Genomic DNA, 1,194 nt, shown 5'->3' on the forward strand with positions numbered 1-1,194 from the left:
TGAGCTTGCTCCGCTTTGACGGACACCGTTGGTGTGGTGGTCAGGCCGCCAGGACGGTCTCGTATTCGGCGGGACTGCGGTAGCCGAGGCTGCTGTGCAGCCTGCGTATGTTGTACCAGGCTTCGATCCACTCGAAGATCGCGGTCCGTGCTGCGGCCCGGCTGGGCCAGGGGCGGTCGCCGAGCAGCTCCCGTTTGAGAGTGGCGAAGAAGGACTCGGCGAGTGCGTTGTCCCAGCACTGGCCGGTGCGGCCGACCGACAGCCGAACTCCGAACTCGGTTGCCAGGTCGGCGAATTCACGGCTGGTGTACTGACAGCCGCGATCGGAGTGGAAGATCACCGGCCCGGTCGGGCGGCGGGTGTGGCAGGCGGCCCGCAGGGCGTCGGCGACCAGTTCGGTGCGCAGGTGGTCGGCGGTGGTCCAGCCGACGACGCGGCGGGAGGCGATGTCGATGACGGTGGCCAGGTAGAGCCAGCCCTCCTCGGTGGGGATGTAGGTGATGTCGCCGCACCAGCGCGCATCGAGGGTGGTCGGGTGGGGCCGGAAGTCGCGCAGGACCAGGTCCGGCCGGGTGGCGGCGCGGGGGTCGGGGATCGTGGTGCGCTGGCGCCGTCTTCGGTGCCGGCCCTCGAGGCCGGCCTGGCGCATCAGGCGTGCGACCCTTCGCCGGCCGCACCGGTCGCCGTCGCGGTGCAGGGCGGCGTGGACGCGCGGAGCTCCATAGGTGCCGCGCGAGGTCGCGTGGACTTGGGTGATCTTCTCGGTCAGCTCCGCGTCGCGGACCGCGCGGGGGCCGGGGGTGGCGGTTCGGCGGGCGTAGAAGGCGGCTCGGGAGACCTGGAGCAGTTCACACGCCCGTTTGACGTTGTGGCCTGCCTGCTTCTCCGCCTCGATGAACGGGTGCACCGTCATCGGGTCTCCGTCGCGAAGAAAGCCGTCGCACGCTTGAGGATGTCCACGTCCTCGCGCAAGCGGCGGTTCTCCCGCCGCAGCCTGGCCAGTTCCTCGCGCTCGTCGCTGGTCAGGCCGTCTCGCTCGCCGGCGTCGACCTGGGCCTGCTTCACCCAGTCGCGCACCGCGGTCTCGGTCAGGTCGAAGTCCTTGGCGACCTGACCGACCGAGCGGTCACCGCGCCGGCACAGCTCGACGATCTCGGCCTTGAACTCCGACGTGAACGAGCGGCGAGGGCGCGG

General features: G+C 70.8%; 1 pseudogene. It reads right to left on the bottom strand.

Annotation, left to right across the window (positions count from 1 at the left end):
• Window positions 1-40 precede the first annotated feature (40 nt).
• A pseudogene (locus ABD369_RS40635) lies at window positions 41-1,194 on the bottom strand (IS3 family transposase); the annotation flags it as partial.

It is taken from the genome of Kitasatospora cystarginea (genome assembly GCF_039533515.1).
GTDB classification, from domain to species: Bacteria; Actinomycetota; Actinomycetes; order Streptomycetales; family Streptomycetaceae; genus Kitasatospora; species Kitasatospora cystarginea.